Origin of the sequence: Capnocytophaga sp. oral taxon 863 str. F0517, from assembly GCF_000466425.1 — a bacterium.
Classification (GTDB): domain Bacteria; phylum Bacteroidota; class Bacteroidia; order Flavobacteriales; family Flavobacteriaceae; genus Capnocytophaga.
Genome location: NZ_KE992091.1, coordinates 1 through 4990, shown reverse-complemented (window position 1 = coordinate 4990; position 4990 = coordinate 1). Strand labels below are relative to the sequence as shown.

At 37.9% G+C, this 4990-nt stretch carries 4 protein-coding genes and 2 pseudogenes; 3 read left to right on the top strand and 3 right to left on the bottom strand.

What is annotated here, in order from left to right; genetic code table 11:
* Positions 1–31: 31 nt before the first annotated feature.
* Both HMPREF1551_RS02070 and aspA read right to left on the bottom strand, forming a co-directional pair.
* Positions 32–760: pseudogene (locus HMPREF1551_RS02070) on the bottom strand (TonB-dependent receptor plug domain-containing protein); the annotation flags it as partial.
* A 486-nt stretch (positions 761–1246) separates the two neighbouring features.
* Positions 1247–2641 carry an aspartate ammonia-lyase gene (gene aspA, locus HMPREF1551_RS02065; RefSeq protein WP_021627358.1) on the bottom strand — a complete coding sequence of 465 codons (1395 nt, stop codon included), beginning with the start codon at positions 2639–2641 and terminating at the stop codon, positions 1247–1249.
* A 128-nt stretch (positions 2642–2769) separates the two neighbouring features.
* Between aspA and HMPREF1551_RS13580 the strand changes: the two genes are divergently transcribed.
* The 3 genes from HMPREF1551_RS13580 (at position 2770) to HMPREF1551_RS02055 (ending at position 4640) form a co-directional block, all read left to right on the top strand.
* Positions 2770–2925 (top strand): hypothetical protein, encoded by a 156-nt coding sequence (locus tag HMPREF1551_RS13580; RefSeq protein ID WP_021627357.1) that lies wholly within the window; start codon positions 2770–2772, stop codon positions 2923–2925.
* Between the two features lie 203 nt (positions 2926–3128).
* Positions 3129–3329, top strand: coding sequence for a helix-turn-helix transcriptional regulator (locus HMPREF1551_RS02060; RefSeq protein WP_021627356.1), 201 nt, complete (start codon positions 3129–3131; stop codon positions 3327–3329).
* Positions 3330–3443: 114 nt separating this feature from the next.
* Positions 3444–4640 carry a lipoprotein gene (locus HMPREF1551_RS02055; protein ID WP_034544131.1) on the top strand — a complete coding sequence of 399 codons (1197 nt, stop codon included), beginning with the start codon at positions 3444–3446 and terminating at the stop codon, positions 4638–4640.
* 100 nt (positions 4641–4740) lie between these two features.
* Here HMPREF1551_RS02055 and HMPREF1551_RS02050 read toward each other — a convergent pair.
* Positions 4741–4990, bottom strand: a pseudogene (locus HMPREF1551_RS02050) (hypothetical protein); the annotation flags it as partial.

The following is a 4990-nucleotide window of genomic DNA, read 5'->3' as shown; positions in this document are numbered from 1 at the left end:
AAAAGAATTGCCGCTTAAGTCGAACTCACGTTATCTTACTCTCTACTTGTATCTTAGACTGGTTAGCACGCCCCTTCTTGGTGGTGATGAGCACTACCCCATTGGCACCACGAGAACCATATACCGAAGTGGAAGTCGCATCCTTAAGCACTGTCATGGATTCTATATCATCGGGATTGATAGAGGACAAGTTGCCATCAAAAGGTACCCCATCGAGCACATAGAGCGGACTGCGGTTCCCATTAACCGAACCAAAACCTCGGATACGCACCGTTGCCGAAGAACCAGGTTGCCCAGAGGTATTCACCACTCGCACCCCTGCGGCTTCCCCAGCCAAGGCCTGTGATACATCCGATACACTCTTACGCTTGAGCGATTCATTATCTATAGCAGAGGCAGAACCTACATATTGGTCTTTCTTCACCGTTACATAGCCGACCATCTCAAACTCTTCTAAGTCCTGCGACTCCTCTTCCAAAACCACATCAATTCGCTTGGAGCTACCTACCTTCACCAGCTTGGTCTTCATCCCCAGAAAGCTGAATTCTAAGTTCTTACCTGGGGCTACCTTAATGGTGAACTTTCCATCGATATCGGTTCCGGTACTCTTACCGCCCCCTTCTACAACTACCGCTGCTCCAAAAAGCGGATCTCCATTAGCGTCCTTGACGCTACCCGACACTTCCCGCTCCTGTGCAAGCGAAAAGCTCTGCATTGTTATCACCAACAACAATGCATACAAAAGTCTGTTTAATCTCATCAGATATTGTTTAAGAAATAAAATAACAGATGCAAAAGTAGTTATTTTTCTCAAACCTACAAAATAAAAAATTCATTTTTACCATACAATTAATATTTTAAATTCGATAAAAATAGCAATTTTATTAAATAAAAATCACTAAAACAAACTTTTTATAACACATTATTTAGTTAGATTTATAACACATATTGATTATCAGAATATTAGTTTTTGCAAAAATGAATATATTGCAACATTTTACTAATTTTATATTTTATATACAGCAATACATATTTAACATTGCATTTTATTCATTTGATTTACATATAGCCTATTGAGCTTTACACTACCCTGTATGCTCCTATGCCTTCTCATTATATGCTCCTTGAGGATAGGAGGTGAATACTTGAAGCAGAAGGGGTGGTGAGAAGGGATAAAAAACAATAATGGTTAATGATTAACCCTCACAAGAGCTAACCATTAACCATTAAAAAAATTACAGGATTTCTATTTCGCTACGATCATATTCTTTGGATCCAAGATCTCATCCAATTTCTCTTTGGAGAGCAAGCCATGATCCAACACTAAGTCATACACTGCCTTACCGGTCTGTAGTGCTTCTTTCGCGATCTTAGTACTGTTCTTATAGCCTATATGAGGATTGAGCGCAGTTACGATACCGATACTGTTCTTCACCATATTGAGGCACACCTCACGGTTAGCGGTAATACCTTCCACACACTTGTCTTTAAGCGTATCAGCTGCATTTTGGAAGAGGGTAATGGACTCCATGATAGCCTGGCAGATTACCGGTTCCATCACGTTGAGTTCCAGCTGACCTGCTTCGGCCGCAAAGGTTACGGTAAGGTCATTCCCTATCACCTTGAAGCACACTTGGTTCACCACTTCAGGAATCACAGGATTCACCTTTCCTGGCATGATGGAAGAACCTGGCTGCATAGCAGGAAGATTGATTTCGCTCAAGCCTGCACGAGGACCAGAGGCCAATAGGCGCAAGTCATTACATATTTTGGAGAGCTTCACCGCAAATTTCTTCAATCCTGAGGAGTAGAACACATAAGCACTCGTATCAGGAGTAGCTTCAACCAAGTCATGAGAAAGCACAAATGCCTCTCCAGTGGCTTTGGCTAAATTCTCTGTACAGAGTTTAGCATAACCATGAGGGGCATTCAGTCCGGTACCGATGGCGGTACCTCCCATATTGATTTCAAGTAGTGATTGGGCTGTTTTGTTCAAGCTAGCAATTTCTGCCTCAAGGCTCACCGCATAGGCCTCGAACTCTTGGCCAAGGGTCATAGGCACCGCATCTTGGAGCTGGGTACGTCCCATCTTGATCACATCGGCAAACTCTTTTCCTTTCTTACGGAAAGCATCCGCCAAGGCTTGTACATGCTTTACGAGCTTTTTATTCATATTGAATACCGCAAGCTTAATAGCAGTTGGGTAAGAGTCGTTGGTGGATTGCGAACCATTCACATGGTCATTAGGATAGCAGTGTACATAATCTCCTTTTTCATAGCCTAAAATCTCCAACGCACGGTTAGCGATTACCTCATTGGCATTCATATTCACCGAGGTACCGGCGCCTCCCTGGAACATATCCACAGGGAATTGGTCATGGAACTTACCATCAATCACCTCCTGAGCTGCCTTTTCTATCGCTGCACCTATCTCTTTAGGAATAACCCCCAAAGCAGCATTGGCCTGAGCGGCTGCCAATTTAACATAAGCAAAAGCACGTATGAACTCCGGATAGTCATTCATCTTGCTGTTAGAAATATGGAAATTCTCCAAAGCACGTTGGGTCTGTACCCCATAGTAAGCCTCTTTAGGTACTTGTAATTCCCCAATGAGGTCTGATTCTGTTCTAAACTCTTTCATTATATAATGTATTTATACTATCTAAAAAAGTGCTGCCAAGGTACGTTTTTTTTCTTATATAACCATGTTCTTTCCTATATTTTTTTTCGTATCTTTGCCCAAATTTAGCATACAAACAAATCCTTTTTATGGTTGCTTATTTTCCATATCTTTTACTACTACTCATTACCATTGTGGGGCTCACTATGTTGGCCAATCTCCTTAGGATTGCCTACCCCATCTTATTGGTCTTCGGAGGCTTAGGCTTGGCAGGGGCTTACCCTCCCCTTCCTTATCAAGAATGAACAGCTCCTACGCTCCTTCGAACGGCAGATAGACTTAGAAGAAGAGAAATGGGAGAACCAAAACGAATTAGCAGATTAGCCAATGTGCTAATGGATAAATTATTTATACCCGAAAGGGTGTATATTTAATTATTTTACCTATCTTTGCACCCGAAAAGGTATAAACTAATTAGCAAATATGCTAATTAGTCCATTTGTTAATTATGAATATCGCTTCTTTTGTAAAGCAAAGGCGTAAGCAGCTACGCCTTACACAGCCTGAGTTGGCCATGCGAGCGGGCGTTGGATTGCGCTTTGTACGCGAATTGGAACAGGGTAAAAAAACCTTGCGTTTGGATAAAGTAAATCAAGTATTGGCTCTCTTTGGTGCCGAAGTAGGGGTCATAAGTATTATTGAGGAATGAAACAAACTTTAATCCCTGAGCAATTTGCCCAAATACGCAAGGCTGTACAAGGCAAACTTTGTGACACATTGAAAAAGGAATATCGTTTAAATGATAATTAAAAAACAATCAAAAATGATTAGAAAAATAATTTATCTTTTCTTCCTTATAGGAATACTTATCTCTTGTGATTTTATTAATAATCAAAGTAGTAACAATCAAAATAAACAAGAGGATGAATTGGACTGTGAAGAAATCATATCAAAAATCGTACAATCAAGCTCTTTAGATTGGCAACATTACCCTGAAGCTTTCACAAGAATAGATCGCATTGAGCGAGATAGTATATTTATCAAAGTGTTTTTTGATATGGATATCACTGATGAGCGTGAACCCAATACCAAACAAGTCGTTGAAAATACCATTGCTTGGTTATTACTTTGTGTGAAAGAAAAAAAATTGTACGATATAACTCTCGATATAGAAAATCCTACAGCTTTAAGTTTTGATAAAAAATTACTTGATGTAGATAACATAGAGAAAATATGTGTGGGAAGAGAGGAAAGTAGTGAAATAAAAAGTATATCAGAAACGGAAAGCTCTAACGATGTTGAGATAAAGAAAAATCTTGTAGATAAAAGATATCACGGAGAATGGCAATGTTTTAAATATATTAGAGATAATGGAATTGAAACCTTTAGTGAGAAATATGCTAAGCAATTTTATCGTTTTGCACAATTTTCTCTAAAAAAAGATTCTTTGATAGCTCCTAACGTATGTTCTAAATATGTTTTTCAGTACAAATTCCCCACAAAATTAAAACAACCTAATGAGGAAAGTAGCTACATAATATTCTTAAAACCCCAACAGGATAGTATTAGTTTTATCAAAGGAATTGAAGATGAAGGGGAGTGTGATAATATTTTTGATAGATTGTATTTAAACGATACAACTATTATTTTCCGTGACAGAGGTTATTTTTTCTATTTTAAAAAGAAATACAAAGATGATTCTGCAAGTAAAAACTTTCATATAGAAGGAATACCTGGCGATGATAGAAATTATTGGAAAGTACAAGGCGAATATAACTTTAGCAACCTCCAACAGGCATATAATTCCTTCCTAACTGATTTCCCTTACGAATCTGAAAATTTACTGCAAAAAATACCTCTAAAAAGTTTCTATGATAACAACTACTATATAAATTACATAGTACAGAAAAATAGTATTACAATTGAAAAGGAAGTCCCCTTAGGTATAGTTTCAATCTGCTTTAAAAAGAAGAATAACGTATGTGTTTTGTCTTATGAAATAAAGTATCTAGCGGAGTAATCACTCATTTTTTATAGCAAGGGCGTCTTTACTTTTTCAATCAGATTTTGATAAATTTATTCAATAACATTATGACCTCAGACGAATTTACAAAGAATTTCTATACTGAACTGATGTCAAAATAATACAAACTATCTATTCGTTCTTCTGACAAATAGAGTTCTATATGATTCTTTCTAAGTATATTATGTGTAATAGGCTGTCCTAAAAAAGTTTCCAATTCTTCTCTCTTCATATCAAATAGATTCAGGTCATCTATATACTCAAGGGCTATATTCTTGTTTCCTCCCTGCTCAGAAATTTCCTCTATCATAATATAACGTGAGTTCGACTTAAGCGGCAATTCTTTT